The sequence below is a fragment of the Pseudomonas sp. 2024-210 genome (assembly GCF_045062345.1).
Taxonomy (GTDB): Bacteria; Pseudomonadota; Gammaproteobacteria; order Pseudomonadales; family Pseudomonadaceae; genus Aquipseudomonas.
On record NZ_JBJGEJ010000007.1, the window covers coordinates 55,204 to 70,056 of the forward strand.

13 protein-coding genes are annotated in these 14,853 nt (G+C 54.6%); 5 read left to right on the forward strand and 8 right to left on the reverse strand.

Going from position 1 to position 14,853, the window contains the following annotated elements:
- Positions 1-51: 51 nt before the first annotated feature.
- The 4 genes from ACI7MX_RS12075 to ACI7MX_RS12090 all read left to right on the forward strand — a co-directional run bounded on the left by ACI7MX_RS12075 (position 52) and on the right by ACI7MX_RS12090 (position 3,596).
- Positions 52-1,383 (forward strand): TRZ/ATZ family hydrolase, encoded by a 1,332-nt coding sequence (locus tag ACI7MX_RS12075; protein WP_405587561.1) that lies wholly within the window; start codon positions 52-54, stop codon positions 1,381-1,383.
- A gap of 62 nt (positions 1,384-1,445) precedes the next feature.
- The gene (ubiG, locus tag ACI7MX_RS12080) at positions 1,446-2,144 is read left to right on the forward strand and encodes a bifunctional 2-polyprenyl-6-hydroxyphenol methylase/3-demethylubiquinol 3-O-methyltransferase UbiG (protein ID WP_314488136.1); all 699 of its coding nucleotides are present in this window, start codon (positions 1,446-1,448) and stop codon (positions 2,142-2,144) included.
- 3 nt (positions 2,145-2,147) lie between these two features.
- Positions 2,148-2,819 (forward strand): N-acetylmuramic acid 6-phosphate phosphatase MupP, encoded by a 672-nt coding sequence (gene mupP / locus ACI7MX_RS12085; RefSeq protein WP_314488133.1) that lies wholly within the window; start codon positions 2,148-2,150, stop codon positions 2,817-2,819.
- A 36-nt stretch (positions 2,820-2,855) separates the two neighbouring features.
- Positions 2,856-3,596, forward strand: a complete 741-nt coding sequence (locus tag ACI7MX_RS12090) for a YciK family oxidoreductase (protein WP_405587566.1) — start codon at positions 2,856-2,858, stop codon at positions 3,594-3,596.
- An 82-nt stretch (positions 3,597-3,678) separates the two neighbouring features.
- On the opposite strand, the gene ACI7MX_RS12095 is transcribed toward ACI7MX_RS12090, so the two are convergent.
- From ACI7MX_RS12095 to ACI7MX_RS12125, 7 genes are all read right to left on the reverse strand, one after another.
- Positions 3,679-4,464, reverse strand: coding sequence for an iron-containing redox enzyme family protein (locus ACI7MX_RS12095; RefSeq protein ID WP_314488127.1), 786 nt, complete (start codon positions 4,462-4,464; stop codon positions 3,679-3,681).
- A gap of 44 nt (positions 4,465-4,508) precedes the next feature.
- On the reverse strand, positions 4,509-6,968 hold the full coding sequence (locus ACI7MX_RS12100; RefSeq protein ID WP_405587569.1) for an EAL domain-containing protein: 2,460 nt from the start codon (positions 6,966-6,968) through the stop codon (positions 4,509-4,511).
- A gap of 125 nt (positions 6,969-7,093) precedes the next feature.
- The gene (locus tag ACI7MX_RS12105) at positions 7,094-8,893 is read right to left on the reverse strand and encodes an ABC transporter ATP-binding protein (RefSeq protein WP_405587962.1); all 1,800 of its coding nucleotides are present in this window, start codon (positions 8,891-8,893) and stop codon (positions 7,094-7,096) included.
- Positions 8,894-8,903: 10 nt separating this feature from the next.
- Positions 8,904-9,536, reverse strand: coding sequence for a DsbA family protein (locus ACI7MX_RS12110; protein ID WP_405587572.1), 633 nt, complete (start codon positions 9,534-9,536; stop codon positions 8,904-8,906).
- Positions 9,537-9,538: 2 nt separating this feature from the next.
- Positions 9,539-10,477, reverse strand: coding sequence for a rhodanese-related sulfurtransferase (locus ACI7MX_RS12115; RefSeq protein WP_314488120.1), 939 nt, complete (start codon positions 10,475-10,477; stop codon positions 9,539-9,541).
- 367 nt (positions 10,478-10,844) lie between these two features.
- Positions 10,845-11,141 carry a BolA family protein gene (locus ACI7MX_RS12120; protein ID WP_405587575.1) on the reverse strand — a complete coding sequence of 99 codons (297 nt, stop codon included), beginning with the start codon at positions 11,139-11,141 and terminating at the stop codon, positions 10,845-10,847.
- A gap of 11 nt (positions 11,142-11,152) precedes the next feature.
- A complete protein-coding gene (locus ACI7MX_RS12125; protein ID WP_153377322.1) occupies positions 11,153-11,668 on the reverse strand; it encodes a DUF2059 domain-containing protein in 516 nt (171 codons plus the stop codon).
- Between the two features lie 195 nt (positions 11,669-11,863).
- Here ACI7MX_RS12125 and ACI7MX_RS12130 point away from each other — a divergent pair, with 195 nt between their 5' ends.
- The gene (locus ACI7MX_RS12130; RefSeq protein ID WP_314488113.1) at positions 11,864-13,255 is read left to right on the forward strand and encodes a class II fumarate hydratase; all 1,392 of its coding nucleotides are present in this window, start codon (positions 11,864-11,866) and stop codon (positions 13,253-13,255) included.
- Positions 13,256-13,311: 56 nt separating this feature from the next.
- Here ACI7MX_RS12130 and pap read toward each other — a convergent pair whose 3' ends face one another.
- Positions 13,312-14,826, reverse strand: a complete 1,515-nt coding sequence (pap, locus tag ACI7MX_RS12135) for a polyphosphate:AMP phosphotransferase (RefSeq protein WP_405587580.1) — start codon at positions 14,824-14,826, stop codon at positions 13,312-13,314.
- Between the last annotated feature and the right edge of the window lie 27 nt (positions 14,827-14,853).

Consider the following 14,853-nt stretch of genomic DNA (forward strand, 5'->3'; position numbering starts at 1 on the left):
ACGCTCGGGTATACTTCGCCTCCTTTTTATTTAGCTCCGGAAGCCGCATTTATGCCTATCCAGCCCCTCTCCTTCGATTTGCTGTTGCTGCCCACCTGGTTAGTGCCTGTTGAACCCGCCGGAGTTGTGCTCAAGGATCACGGTGTCGGCATTGAAGGCGGACGCATCGTATTTATCGGCCCTCGTGAAGAAGCGCTGAAACACACAGCCATCGAAACCCGCGAACTGCCCGACATGCTGCTCAGCCCTGGCCTGATCAACGCCCACGGGCATGCCGCAATGACGCTGTTTCGGGGCATGGCCGATGACCTTCCCCTGATGACGTGGCTGCAAGACCACATCTGGCCCGCCGAGGGCATGTGGGTCGATGAAGACTTCGTGCGCGACGGCACCGATCTGGCCATTGCAGAGCAGCTCAAGGGCGGCATTAGCTGTTTCAGCGACATGTACTTCTACCCCAAAACCGCCACCGAACGCGTCCATAACAGCGGCATACGCGCACAAATCGCCATCCCCATCCTCGATTTTCCGGTTCCCGGATCCAGCTCTGCTGATGAATCCCTGCGTCAGGCAATCGAACTCTTTGGTGACTTGAAGTACCACCCGCGTATCAAGATCGCCTTTGGCCCGCACGCCCCCTATACCGTAAGTGATGAAAACCTGGAAAAAGTCCGGGTGATTGCCGATGAGCTCGATGCGACGATTCAAATGCACGTGCACGAAACCGCTTTCGAAGTTCAGCAGTCCATTGAGGTTTACGGCGAACGTCCGGTTGCACGCCTCGCCCGGCTGGGCTTGCTTGGGCCACGCTTCCAGGCAGTACACATGACTCAAATCAACGATGAGGACGTGGGCCTGATGGTAGAAAACAATGCCAGCGTGATTCATTGCCCCGAGTCCAACCTGAAGTTGGCCAGCGGCTTTTGCCCGGTTGAGCGCCTGTGGCTGGCGGGGATCAATGTTGCCGTCGGCACCGACGGTGCGGCGAGCAACAACGATCTCGACCTGCTGGGCGAAACCCGCACCGCAGCGCTGCTTGCCAAAGCTGTCGCCAACTCCGCCACAGCTCTGGATGCGCACCGGGCGCTGCGCATGGCCACTCTCAACGGAGCGCGCGCACTGGGCCTTGAAAGTGAAATCGGCTCAATCGAGCTGGGCAAGGCGGCAGACCTGGTCGCATTCGACTTAAGTGGCCTTGCTCAACAGCCGGTGTACGACCCTGTGTCACAATTGATCTACGCCACTGGCCGTGACTGCGTGAAACATCTGTGGGTCGCAGGCAAACACCTGGTAAATGATGGCAAACTCACCCGAATGGACGAGCAACAGCTCTGCGCAACCGCCAAGACTTGGGGTGAGCGCATAACCAGCCATACTCACTGATTGAGTGTTTGGGCTACGCACCACAAGCACTGCCTGTTTTTTTAGTTTTTGAGGATTTACCCATGAGCAACGTCGACCACGCCGAGATCGCCAAATTTGAGGCGCTTGCCTATCGCTGGTGGGATCGCGAAAGCGAGTTCAAGCCACTGCACGACATCAACCCGCTGCGCGTTAACTGGATTGACGAGCGCGTGCAACTGGCCGGCAAGAAAGTGCTGGACGTGGGCTGTGGCGGCGGCATTCTGAGCGAGTCGATGGCTCAACGCGGCGCCACCGTGATGGGTATCGACATGGGCGAAGCCCCGCTGGCGGTGGCACGACTGCATCAACTCGAATCCGGCGTAAATGTTGACTACCGCCAGATCACGGCCGAAGCGCTGGCAGAAGAAATGCCAGAACAGTTTGACGTTGTCACCTGCCTTGAGATGCTCGAACACGTTCCTGACCCAGCATCAGTGATTCGCGCCTGTTACCGCATGGTCAAACCGGGCGGCCAAGTATTTTTCTCGACCATCAATCGCAACCCCAAGTCTTACCTGTTCGCGATTATCGGCGCCGAATACATCATGAAGTTGATTCCGCGCGGAACTCACGACTTCAAAAAATTCATTCGTCCTTCCGAGCTGGGCGCATGGAGCCGCCAGGCTGGCCTCAGTGTCAAAGACATCATCGGCCTGACCTACAACCCGCTGACCAAGCACTACAAGCTGGGCGCCGACGTTGATGTCAATTACATGATTCAAACCCTGCGAGAGGAGTAATACATGCGTTTAAGAGCAGTTCTTTTTGACATGGACGGCACCCTGCTCGACACCGCGCCAGACTTTATCGCTATCTGTCAGGCCATGCGCGCCGAGCGCGGCCTGCCGCCGATTGCCGATAAACTGATCCGCGATGAAATTTCTGGCGGCGCTCGCGCCATGGTTGCAGTCACTTTCAGCATGGACCCGCAGGCGCCGGGTTTTGAAGAGCTGCGCCTGGAGTTTCTGGAACGTTATCAGCGCGACTGTGCCGTTCACACCAAGCTGTTTGATGGCATGGAAGAGTTATTGGCAGATATCGAAAAAGCGCATCTGGTATGGGGCGTGGTTACGAACAAACCGTTGCGCTTTGCTCAGCCAATCATGGAGCGCCTGGGGCTGGCACAGCGCTCAGCCGTGCTTATCTGCCCGGATCATGTCACGCACAGCAAACCTGATCCCGAGCCCATGATCCTCGCCTGCAAAATGCTCGACCTTGATCCGGCCAGCGTCTTGTTTGTGGGGGACGACCTGCGCGACATTGAGTCCGGTCGCGATGCAGGCACAAAAACGGCTGCCGTACGTTTTGGCTATATCCATCCGGACGACAACCCGAGTCATTGGGGCGCCGATGTAGTGGTCGATCACCCGAGCGAGTTGCGCAAAGTGCTGGATAACGCCGTATGCAGTTGTTAAGCAGCGCGCCACTCCTGTTTTCTGCCGAGGGTCTTTATGTTTGATTATTGCGCACGCCCTAACTTGCTTCAGGGTCGGGTCATTCTGGTTACCGGTGCAGGCCGCGGCATTGGTGCTGCCGCTGCTAAAACCTACGCAGCCCACGGTGCAACCGTGTTGCTGCTGGGTAAAACCGAGGCCAATCTGACTGAGGTCTACGATGAAATAGAAGCCGCTGGCCACCCACAACCGGCTGTCATCCCGTTCAATCTGGAAACTGCACAGCCCCACCAATACGACGAGTTGGCGGCAATGATCGAGCGTGAGTTCGGCCACCTGGACGGGCTGCTGCACAATGCTTCCATCATTGGCCCACGCACGCCACTGGAGCAACTGTCTGGCGAGCACTTCATGCGCGTGATGCAGGTGAACGTCAATGCCACGTTTATGCTCACCAGCACCCTGCTGCCACTGCTTAAACTGTCTCAGGATGCCTCTGTGATATTTACCTCCAGCAGCGTGGGTCGCAAAGGCCGCGCGTACTGGGGTGCTTATGGTGTCTCGAAATTTGCCACCGAAGGGTTGATGCAAACACTGGCGGACGAAGTCGACTCTATCGCCCCGGTACGCTCCAACAGCATCAACCCTGGCGCTACCCGGACCAGCATGCGGGCCTTGGCTTACCCTGGGGAAAATCCGCAAAACAACCCTGAGCCGCACCAGATCATGCCGGTTTATCTGTATCTGATGGGCCCGGACAGTACTGGAATCAACGGTCAAGCATTCGACGCACAATAACCGCAACCAAAACAAAAACCGCAGGTTGCGAATGAAGCAACCTGCGGTTTTTTTTAATACAAAAACGCTATTCGTGGACCTGTCAGGCTTCCTCTAACAGATGCGCCTCACGGACAACCTGCTTTTTTTCGAACTCCAAGCAGCTCTGCAAGAAGAGGTACTTGTAGTCATAGCTCTTGCAGATGGCTTTGCGCAGTTCGGTCTGCAGCGCTTCGCTGGGATTCATCCCCGCCAGCGTACAAATAATTTCAAGCGCTTCCCATGGATGCTCATCATCATATTGAGCATGCATCTTCAGCCACTTCATGGTGCGTTTACGCCCTTCTTGAGGGAATGACTCTTCGTAAACATCTTTAGAACACACCACCGCAGCCCATTCACCCACCGCGCCTTCGATCGCATAGTTGGTTGCCGCCATGGCAACAGCCAACGAATCTGTTGCACAGCTATGCCAGCACCAATCGTTCAAGGCCTGGAATTCAGCCGGGATGTCTTGTGCGTTCATGTCCTCAACGCTTACACCATGCGCCTTTGCCCAATGCACCCAATAATCAGCATGGTTGAGCTCGACACGAATGTTGCGAATCAACCAGCGTCGAGCCATGTCCTCGCCGCGATGACGTCCATACCGGGTTTTGCCCAGGTTATGCCCCATATACAACGAAAACTGCTCAACGACTGGCCAGCCCCCAATCAGATACATACGCATGGTCTTCGGGCTAAGCGTGTTGTCACGCATTCGCTGAAAAATTTCGTGCTCAACAACCCGGCGCTTGCTTTCAAAGCAATCACGGATCAGCTGTTGGGCCCATTGCGGGTAGCTGGTTGCTTCCATGAGAGGCCCAGTTCTTTCGTATGCATCGATCACTATCGGGTTCCTTCTGAGAGGTGATTTGCAAAACAGGGCAGCACTTAACGTAAGGTGCCCGGTGACTTCAAAGCAAAAGCCTGTGGGCGCTTGGGCCGACAGCGCAAGCTGTCGCAGGTAAACACGCGCGGACGCTCAACGTTGTAGCCTTGAGCATAATCGACACCGATCTCGGCCAAAGCTTGCTCAATTTGCGGGTTTTCGACAAATTCGGCAATAGTCCGTTTACCCATAACATGCCCGATGTGGTTAATCACCTCAACCATCGCCCGATTAATGGGGTCGTCCAGCATGTCCCGGACGAAACTGCCGTCTATTTTCAAAAAGTCGACCGGCAAATGCTTTAAATAAGCAAAAGAAGACATACCCGCACAGAAATCATCCAGCGAGAAGTGACAGCCCAACCCTTTTAACTCATTAATAAAGCGGATAGCACTGCCTAGATTGGCAATTGCACTGGTTTCAGTAATTTCAAAACAAATGCGCTCGGGAGCAACCCCATAACATTCGAACTGCTCGTGCAGGAACGCCAGAAAATCCTCATCCCCAATGGTGGTGCCCGACAAGTTGATCGCGCACATGACCATGGGCTGATCCGGGTTGAGTGTCGTGCAAGTGGAAATAGTCTTGAAGACGTTTTCGACTACCCATCGATCAATTGATGTCATCAACCCATAACGTTCTGCCGCCGGAATGAAACTGTCAGGCATGATCATGCCGCCTTTTTCATCGCGCAATCGCAAGAGGATTTCAATATGCCCTGAGTCCTCATGTTCATGATTGAGCAGAGCGATTTCTTGCGAATACAGGCAAAACTGATTTTCTTCCAATGCCACATGCAAGCGTTGCACCCAGGCCATCTCACCAAAGCGCAAAGACAGCTCCGAATCATCGGCATGGTAAACCTGCACCCTGTTTCGACCTTTCTCTTTTGCCATGTAACACGCCATATCGGCGGCCCGCATGGAAGTTTCCAACGTCGCCGGGGCCTGATGGATATGAACTAGACCGATGCTGATCGTGTTCAAAAACGGGCGACCCTTCCAAGCGAAGTGCAAACTTTGAACCGTCTGGCGCAAGCCTTCTGCAATCTTTTCAGCAGCATCCGCAGGGCAATTCTCCAGCAGAATGCCGAACTCATCTCCGCCAAGGCGAGCCAGCGTATCCCCTTCGCGCAAACCTGACTGCAATAACGCACAAATATGGCGCAGCAGTTCATCACCGGCTGCATGACCGCATGTGTCATTAACCAACTTGAATTGATCCAGATCCAGAAACATCAGCGCATGCCTGCCTTGCTGACGAGACAGATTTTGCAGGATCAGGTCCAGGCGATATTCAAACTCACGGCGGTTGGCTAATCCGGTCAACGCATCGTGGGTGGCCTGCCAGGACAGATTGTCAATGAATTGGCGCTCCCGAGTCATGTCATGCAACACCAGCACGGCCCCAATGACGGTGCCTGCATGAAGTATCGGCGCGCCCACCAGCGTTGCTGACACCGTAGTGCCGTCCATGCGCTGGATCAGCTTGGAATGCTCACTGCTATTGCCCAACTGTCCGCTGAGAATTTGATCTATCAGCTTGAAACCGTCATCCAGCGCATGCTCATCGAGTAACTTGAACAATGCCGCCAGAGGAACACCCCGCGCCTGTTCGGACTTCCAATGGGTGAGTTGTTCGGCGGCCGGGTTCATGTAAACGATCGAGCCGTTCACATCTGTACTGATAACGCCATCACCTATGGACTCAAGCGTGACCTGTACACGCTCTTTTTCCACTTGCAGCGCTTCAGCAAATTCACGGCTTTGGGCAAGAATCTTGTGAGTGCGCAACAAGGCCAGAATGATCAAACCCAGTGCGGTCGTCAGATTGATAAACACCAACAATTGCAAAATAAAGCGCGAACCTTCACCCAGCGCATCACTAAATGCTTTTGCCGCCGGTGTCACACTTTCATTGATCGCGTAAATCTCGGACTTCCAGCGCTTGACGTCATCATTGCTGACTTGCTGGTTATTGATGAGTCTATGCATCTCCTGGGCCAGGTCATTGAGGCGAATGAGATGATCATCCCCCACTGTCCACTTCTCAATGGCCGTGTTCAGGTAGCTGAAGTTACGAAAATAACGATAAAGCCAAATGATGCTCGATACATCGTTCGGGTTGTTACCTCCCTGCAAAATACCTTCACGAGCTGCTTGCAAGTCTGGCGGAGATTGGTCAAGAGCAACGCGTAAACGGTGTCCGCCTTCCGGCACTTGAAGGGCTTGCTTGTATTTTTCGTAAATGGCCGGATCACGGCTGTCCGCATATAAGTTGAGGTAGTAGATCGCGTCTTTCTGACCCTTGCTCCACAGGCTTTCACCTGCAACATAGCCTCTCACCGCAGAGAGCATATAGAGGCTCATACAACCCAACAGCGCCTGAAACAGTACGACCGCAATAAAGGGCCACACAATTCCCAATAAGCGCGGCGTACCGACAGCACGTTTCTGCTTCATGAGTTCCCTATACTTCAGATCAAAATGAAAACCAGAGAAAAAGCCTCAGCAGGATTGAGACTAGGCTTATTTCTGACATTTATGAGGAGAACTCTGCCATTTATAACAACACCCTTATACACCCATCAGCTTTGCTGCAAATGCCCATATAGCTTGGCGTAAAGGCCTCCTTCGGCAATCAACTGTTGATGATCACCGTCTTCAGCGATACGACCACCGTCAAATACCAGCACTCGGTCAGCCTGTTTTACCGCAGATAAGCGGTGAGCAATGATCAAAGTTGTGCGCGCACTCAAGAATTTTCCCAAAGCGTGATGCAGGTTGTATTCCGTTGCAGCATCCAGCGCACTGGTCGCCTCATCAAGAATCACCACCTTGGGTTCGGCCAGTACCATTCTGGCAATCGCCAGACGTTGGCGTTGACCACCAGAGAGGCGCACGCCCGAGCGCCCCACGATGCTGTCGAGTCCCTGAGGCAAGTTCAATATGGTGCCATCGAGCTGGGCGATCTCCAGTGCCCGCCAACAAGCCTCATCGGTTCTCTCGCGGCCCATGGTCAGGTTAGCGCGCACCGTATCATTGAATAGCGCAGGGTGTTGCAGGACAACCGCGACATGCTCGCGGATGGTTTCAAGGCCAATGGCTGACTGGCTTTCTCCGGCGAAAAGAATACTGCCAGACTGTGGCGTATACAGCCCGAGCAGCAATTGCACCAAGGTGCTTTTACCCCCTCCGCTGGTCCCCACTATGGCGACCTTTTCACCCGGCGCGATGGTCAGGTTCAAATGATCCAGCACGCGCTCTTCGCCATAGCTGAAACTCAGGTCACGCACTTCAATGGACACCGTCTCGCGACCGGCAAACGGGTTTTTGCCGCCGGGGTACTGCGGCTCATCCGCACGCGCCAATAACTGGTTAATGCGCGTAATGGCTCCCCCCGCCGCGTAAAACGCATATTGCAGATTTAGCAACTGCTCGACGGGCCCAATCATGAACCACAGGTAACTGAACACGGCGAGCATCTGACCAATCGACAGGTCAGAGAACAGTACCGTGAGCATTGCAGCCGCACGAAAAATATCGATACCAAACTGAAATAACAAACCGCTGGCGCGGTTTGAAGCGTCGCTTTTCCATTGCGAGGCGACGGCAAAATCGCGCACTTCTTTGGCTCGGTGACCCAAGCGCCCCAAAAAGAAGCCCTGTCGATTACCCGCCCGTACCTCCTGAATGGCGTCCAGGGTTTCAGTCAAGGCTTGGGTAAAGCGTGCCGTGCTGTCGTTTTCAAGTTTTTTAAGGTGTTTGACCCGCTTACCCAACTGAACCGTGGCAAAAATGACCAACGGATTGAACAGCAGAATGACCAGCGCCAGCTGCCAGTGCATCCACACCAGAATCGCTGAGGTCCCCACAAGCGTGAGCATGGCCACCAAAAAGCGGCTTAACGTTTCCCCGACAAATTTGTCCAAGGTGTCGAGGTCGGTGACCAAATGCGTGGTGACCGTACCGCTGCCCAAACTTTCATACTCAGCCAGCGAAATACGCTTTAAGCGCTCGATCAGACTTAGACGGATGCGCAATACAATGTCTTTGGCGAGCCTTGAAAACAGTCGGGCTTGCAGCACGTTAAACAACAATGCGCCGCTGCGCAGCAACAGCGTCACGACCAGCATCAGACCGATATAACCGACCGAGGTTTGCCACGCAGAGGGCAGCGCGTGATTCATCACCTTGAGCGCTGCATCACCATTACCCAGCAACACTTCGTCAACCAGAAGAGGGAGCAGCAAAGGGATCGGCACGCTGCATAGCGTAGCCAGCACCGCCACGCCATTGGCAATCCATAAGGCTTTTTTATTGCGCAGGGCCAGACGCCTGATTTCACCCCATGTCAGCCGATCCGGTACAGCGGTAGCCTGAGGCAGATCTTTGGTATCAGACACTCGCAGCACGCTCTAACCAGCGGCCGAGCAAATCTGCAAGGGGTTCAAGCGGCTGATAGCCGTTGGTCAATAAAGCAAGCTGGCCATTACGCTCGGCCAGCAAAGTGGGAAATCCGGCTATTCCCAAACCTTGCACCCAAGCAATGTCGGCTGCGGTGGCAGCGTGTTGCTCGGCACTGTCAAAGGCTGCGGCAAACTCGATACGCGGCAGGCCGGCGGTTTCTGCCAACTCGACCAGCACACTGGCCTGGGTGACGTCACGCCCTTGCACATAAAAAGCCTGCTGGATCAGTTTTACCAGTTTCCAGGCACAGTCTGGCGCCAGGCTGCGGGCTGCTACCAGCGCTCGGCAAGCGGGTTCGGTGTCGTAAATGAACCCTTCGGGCAATGCACCCTCAAGGGTGAAGGGTTGCCCGGTGGCTTCATTGACGGCCTGCCAGTGCTCCAGAATATAGCGACGCTTGGCCGGTTCCAGGGCCGCGCCGCCCGTGCGCAAACCACCCACGACCACGTGCAGCTTCACACCCTGGGCTTGCGCTTGCTCAACCAACGCTTCGGCGACCGGGGAAAAACCCCAGCACCATGAACACATTGGGTCCATCACATAGAGCAAGCGCGCAGACATGGTCAGGCCTCAGCCGGTTTACGATAGTTGTGACCGATCGGGTGCGGCTGATTGCGGGCCTTGGCCAGTTCAATCTGCTTTTGACGATCAATGGCGCTGCGACGGGTTTTTTCGCTCAACGTGTCCCAGCAATGCGGGCAGCTGATGCCGGCCTGGTAGTGCTCGGACTCACGTTCTGCAACGCTGATCGGCGTGCGGCAGGCGTGGCACTGATCGTACTCGCCTTCGGTGAGGTCGTGGCGCACCGTCACACGGTTATCAAACACGAAGCAGTCACCTTGCCACTTGGTTTCTTCCTGCGGCACCTCTTCGAGGTACTTCAGAATCCCCCCTTTAAGGTGATAGACCTCGTCAAAACCCTGGCTGAGCATGTAGCTCGAGGCTTTTTCACAACGAATGCCACCGGTGCAGAACATGGCAACTTTCTTGTGCTTGGCCGGATCGAAATTGGCTTTGATGTAGTCTGGAAATTCGCGAAAACTGGTGGTTTTCGGATCGATGGCACCTTCAAACGTGCCAATCGAGACTTCGTAGTCGTTACGGGTATCAATCAACAAGACTTCTGGATCGCTGATCAACGCGTTCCAGTTCTCGGGGTCGACATAGGTTCCGACTTTTTTGTTCGGGTCTACGCCTTCAACGCCGAGGGTCACGATTTCTTTCTTCAGCTTGACCTTGGTCCGATAGAACGGCTGGTCTTCGCAGTAGGATTCCTTGTGGTCAATATCGACCATCCGCGGATCGTTCTTGAGCCAGGCCATCAGCCCGTCAATGCCTTCACGGCTACCGGAAACCGTGCCGTTGATGCCTTCTTCGGCTATCAGCAAGGTGCCCTTGATGCCGTTATCAACCATTGCCTTGAGCAAGGGTTCGCGCAGTTCGACGTAATCTTCGAGGGTGACGAATTTATACAGCGCCGCTACAACAATTGATGCAGTCATTGTGAATCTCTCCAGGTGGCTACCCTCGTAAAGGGCAAACCGGATGCAAAAAAAACGCGCCAATCAGGGTCTGTTGGCGCTTCATTGGGAGCCGCGTCGCTGGGTCAAATTTTGCCAGGCAAGACGCAGGGTGTAGAGAATGGTTGTTCCCTTCTCAAAATCTGCAACGCAGCCTGGCAAAATTTGACACACGACCCGAAGGGACAAAACCTCACGTGGCGCAGAGCTACGTTGCTCGCAGCTTATTTGGAACAACCAAACTACGCTGCTCGCGCCTTGCCCTGCACCACGTGAGATTTTGTCGCGCTCTCAATCAAGCGCCAACAGACCCTGAAGCGGCGCGTGCGGATTCTAGCAAAAAGACGACTTAGTGCCCACCGCCGGCACAGGTCGGCGATGCCGGGGCCGTGCCGATTTTCGCCCATTCTTCAGGCGTGTACGTGTGCAAGGCCAACGCATGAAATTCGCCCATCAAGTCACCCAGAGTGGCGTAAACCTTTTGGTGACGCTTGACGCTATTGAGCCCGGTAAACAGCTCGCTGACCACCACGGCCTTAAAATGCGTTTCAAGCCCGCGACTGTGCATGTGGCTTTCGTCCAGCACGTTCAAATGCTCGGGCTGCAACGCGTTCAGCGTCGATTCAATACGTTGTTGCATGCTCATTCAGGCTCCGCTTACTTCTTTTTGGCCGGGGCCGCTTTTGGCTCCAGCTCGGCGGTCATGTCAGCCAACAATTTGTTGACGACGGGCACTGCACTTTCCAGCTTGGACTGAGTCATCTGGGCCGATTGCTGAGTCAGTTGCGGCATCTTTTCCAGAACTTTCTTGCCCAATGGAGACTGGTAGAAAGCAACCAGATCCTTAAGTTCGGATTCACTGAAGTTAGTGGTGTACAGCTTGACCATGTCCGGCTTCAGCTTGTCCCAGCCAATGGCTTGGTCCAGAGCGGTGTTGGCTTTGGCCTGGTAAGTTTCCAATACGGCTTTCTTGGCTGCAGGGGCTTTGGTTTGCTCAAAACGTTGAGCGAACATTTGCTGCACTTGCATGTAGACCGGCGTTCCCAGCTTGTCGGCATGTGCCAGCTTCAGGAATGTTTCAGCACTGGCTGCATGGCTGGCAGCATCGGCAAAAACCTGGCCGCTGGCGCATACCAGAGCAACTGCAGTACAGATGGCGCGTAGACGAGTCATCGAATTTCCTTTATCTAGCAAACGAGGTCATACCCCAAGGCCGACCATTCTGCGCCTAACAAAGTGTGTCACTCAACCCCAAGGCTGATAGCGCTTCTCAATAACCCGACAAACGTCTCTAAAACCAAAGTTTGAACCTCTCTTTGTAAACACCGCCTAAGCTGATGGATCAACCCACTGAGGAGAAAGAGCACGATGAGCCGTATCGAAACCGACAGCCTGGGTGAAGTGCACGTTCCGGAGGAGGCTTATTGGGGCGCTCAGACCCAACGTTCGCTGATCAACTTTGCCATCGGCAATGAGAAAATGCCCCAGGCCGTGCTGCATGCGCTGGCGCTCATCAAAAAGGCTGCAGCACGGGTCAATGATCGCAACGGCGATTTGCCCGCTGACATCGCTCGCCTGATCGAACAGGCCGCCGATGAAGTACTCGACGGGCAACACGACGATCAATTTCCGTTGGCGGTCTGGCAGACCGGGAGCGGCACGCAAAGCAACATGAACGCCAATGAAGTGATCGCCGGGCGCGCCAATGAGCTGGCCGGCAAAGGCCGGGGCGGCAAATCGCCCGTGCACCCCAACGACCACGTCAATCGCTCGCAAAGCTCCAATGACTGCTTCCCGACCGCCATGCATATTGCAGTGGCCAAAGCGGTACACAATCAACTGCTACCGGCCATCAGCGAATTGTCCGGTGGTTTGGCGGAGCTGTCGGCCCGTCACATGAAACTGGTGAAAACCGGGCGCACCCACATGATGGATGCCACCCCGATCACCTTTGGTCAGGAAGTGTCGGCCTATATCGCACAACTGGACTACGCAGAAAGAGCTATTAATGCTGCCATGCCGGCCATTTACGAGCTGGCGCAAGGCGGCACAGCCGTGGGTACGGGGCTCAATGCCCCGCATGGCTTTGGTGAGGCCATTGCCGGGGAGCTGGCCGCATTGTCCGGCTTACCCTTTGTCACGGCGCCTAACAAGTTCGCCGCCCTTTCGGGCCACGAACCTTTGACCAATCTGTCTGGCGCCTTGAAAACACTGGCAGTCGCTTTGATGAAACTGGCCAATGACTTCCGCTTACTGGGTTCCGGACCGCGTGCGGGTTTGGCTGAAATCAAACTGCCAGCCAATGAGCCGGGCAGCTCGATCATGCCGGGCAAGGTCAACCCCACCCAGTGCGAGGCTCTGTCCATGCTGGCGTGCCAAGTCATGGGTAACGACGTCACCATCGGCTTTGCCGCCAGTCAGGGTCATCTGCAACTGAACGTCTACAAACCCGTCATCATTCATAACCTCTTGCAGTCCATCCAGCTTCTTGCGGACGGTTGCAGTAACTTTCAGGAACATTGCGTCAACGGCCTGGAGGCCGATGCGGCGAAAATGGCTGAACATCTGGAACGAGGCTTGATGCTGGTCACGGCACTCAATCCGCATATTGGCTACGACAAATCTGCCGAAATTGCCAAGAAAGCCTACGCCGAAGGATTGACCCTGCGCGAAGCCGCCCTGGAGTTGGGTTATCTGACCGATGAAGAGTTTGATCAGTGGGTGCGGCCCGAGAATATGCTGGGTACAGGTAAGCACTGACAGGGTTTAGGGCGACACGGTCGCCCTATCGCCGTCTTCGCTTTTTCAGGGTGCGCTTATTTTTTGTGCTTTTTATCCTGCTTGTCGCGTTTTTCGAACGCGGCTTCCAACGAATCATTAATCGTGCGCAACACCTTGACTCGCGCCCAACGCTTGTCATTGGCCTCTACCAATGTCCAGGGTGATATCTCGGTGCTGGTGCGATCAACCATGTCGCACACCGCCTTGCGGTACTGGTCCCATTTTTCACGATTGCGCCAGTCTTCTTCAGTGATTTTGTAACGCTTGAACGGTATGGTTTCACGTTCTTGAAAGCGTTGTAGCTGGGTATCTTTATCAATCGCCAACCAAAATTTGACGACAATGACCCCTGCATCACTGAGCTGTTCTTCAAAGTCGTTTATTTCACCGTAGGCACGCATCCAGTCGGCCTGAGTGCAGAATCCCTCTATCCGCTCGACCAGCACGCGGCCATACCATGAACGGTCAAAAATGGTGAATTTGCCGCGTGCCGGAATCTGTCGCCAAAAACGCCAAAGATACGGTTGTGCCCGCTCATCTTCAGAGGGGGCGGCAATGGGCACGATGCTGTATTGACGGGGGTCCAGTGCCGCCGCTACCCGTTTGATCGATCCACCTTTGCCCGCCGCGTCGTTACCTTCAAAGACGGCCACCAACGCATGACGGCGCATGCGTTTGTCACGCATCAACCCCGAAAGACGTGCCTGCTCGGTAATCAGTTGTTCCTGATAGTCATCTTTTTCAAGGTGCAGGGTCATGTCCAGGCAATCGAGCAGGCTCAGATCGTCAAACACTTCGGGCAACGGGGCAGCACTGGTTGGGCGAGCCTTGGGCTTGGGCGTATTGAGAGCCGCCTGCAATCCTTCAAGAATAATTTTGCCTACCGTCAGGCTGCGATAGTTAGGGTCTACCCCTTCGACGATGTTCCACGGGGCATAATCGCGACTGGTGCGTCGAATGACGCGTTCACCGAAGCGGACAAACCGGTCATAGGTTTTCGATTGTTGCCAGTCGAGCGGACTGATACGCCAGCTGTGCAGAGGGTCATCTTGAAGGGCTTTCAAGCGGGCTTTCATTTGTTTTTTGGACAGGTGAAACCAAAATTTGAAAATCACTGCGCCTTCGTTGCACAGCATCTTTTCCAGTCGCTCTGCGCCATTTATTGCCTGATCCAGAACCGCATCCTTGAAAACACCGTGGACACGCCCCTGCAACATCTGGCTGTACCAGTTGCCAAAAAATGTCCCCATACGCCCTTTGGCAGGCAATTGTCGCCAATAACGCCAGGCCGCAGGGTGCGCCAGTTCCTCGTCAGTCTGCGTATCAAACGTGCGCACTTCGATCAAGCGCGGGTCCATCCACTCACTCAGCAACTTTACAGTTTCGCCTTTACCCGCGCCTTCAATGCCGTTAATCAGCACAATGATCGCCGAACGCTTCTGCTGATGAAGCTCATACTGAGCCTCAAGTAAGGCTTCGCGCAGAGCAGGTACTTCTTTGTCGTAGGTTTCTTTATCAATTGAATGACCGATTTCAGCTGATTCGAACATGGAAAACTCCCTGTCAAGTTGTCACAA

Bases quoted from the DNA above. Each gene is read 5' to 3' on its own strand.
- pap (WP_405587580.1), bottom strand. From the start codon at position 14,826: ATGTTCGAATCAGCTGAAATCGGTCATTCAATTGATAAAGAAACCTAC.
- ACI7MX_RS12120 (WP_405587575.1), bottom strand. From the start codon at position 11,141: ATGAGCATGCAACAACGTATTGAATCGACGCTGAACGCGTTGCAGCCC.
- ACI7MX_RS12090 (WP_405587566.1), top strand. From the start codon at position 2,856: ATGTTTGATTATTGCGCACGCCCTAACTTGCTTCAGGGTCGGGTCATT.
- ACI7MX_RS12130 (WP_314488113.1), top strand. From the start codon at position 11,864: ATGAGCCGTATCGAAACCGACAGCCTGGGTGAAGTGCACGTTCCGGAG.
- ACI7MX_RS12110 (WP_405587572.1), bottom strand. From the start codon at position 9,536: ATGTCTGCGCGCTTGCTCTATGTGATGGACCCAATGTGTTCATGGTGC.
- ACI7MX_RS12125 (WP_153377322.1), bottom strand. From the start codon at position 11,668: ATGACTCGTCTACGCGCCATCTGTACTGCAGTTGCTCTGGTATGCGCC.
- ACI7MX_RS12100 (WP_405587569.1), bottom strand. From the start codon at position 6,968: ATGAAGCAGAAACGTGCTGTCGGTACGCCGCGCTTATTGGGAATTGTG.
- ACI7MX_RS12115 (WP_314488120.1), bottom strand. From the start codon at position 10,477: ATGACTGCATCAATTGTTGTAGCGGCGCTGTATAAATTCGTCACCCTC.
- ubiG (WP_314488136.1), top strand. From the start codon at position 1,446: ATGAGCAACGTCGACCACGCCGAGATCGCCAAATTTGAGGCGCTTGCC.
- mupP (WP_314488133.1), top strand. From the start codon at position 2,148: ATGCGTTTAAGAGCAGTTCTTTTTGACATGGACGGCACCCTGCTCGAC.
- ACI7MX_RS12075 (WP_405587561.1), top strand. From the start codon at position 52: ATGCCTATCCAGCCCCTCTCCTTCGATTTGCTGTTGCTGCCCACCTGG.